General features: G+C 65.9%; 1 protein-coding gene. It reads left to right on the top strand.

Going from position 1 to position 375, the window contains the following annotated elements; translation table 11 throughout:
* Nucleotides 1–295 (top strand): DCC1-like thiol-disulfide oxidoreductase family protein (locus tag EN852_RS36160; protein ID WP_135879709.1); only part of this gene is annotated, 295 nt, incomplete at its 5' end.
* Nucleotides 296–375: the final 80 nt, after the last annotated feature.

Here is a 375-nt window from a genome sequence, read left to right as displayed (position 1 = left end):
CAGCCGGCAGAAGCGGCGGTTGATCGAGGCGGTCAAGGCCGGGCGGATCGAGTTCCGTGATATCAACCTGGAGCCCGATGCGCTGTCGTCGCATGGCGCCTCGCTGGAGGACATCCGCCGCCGGCTGCATGCGACCGATGCCGAGGGTGGATTGCTCGTTGGCGCCGACGTCGCGATCGCGGTCTGGCTGGCAACGCCGGGCGAGGGCTGGCTGGCGAGCCTGTTCGGCAATCGGCTCGTGCTGCCGCTGACCCGCCTTGCCTATGATCGCTTCGCCGATCTGCTCTACGGCTAGAATCAGCGCAAGGGCCACTGGTAGCCTACCTCCATTCACACACCATACAACCCCACCCTAGCCCTAAGCGTCCACGCCAT

It is taken from the genome of Mesorhizobium sp. M2E.F.Ca.ET.209.01.1.1 (assembly GCF_004010375.2).
Classification (GTDB): Bacteria; Pseudomonadota; Alphaproteobacteria; order Rhizobiales; family Rhizobiaceae; genus Mesorhizobium.
Note: the sequence above shows the minus strand (reverse complement) of the source record. Positions and strands in the feature narration are given on the sequence as shown.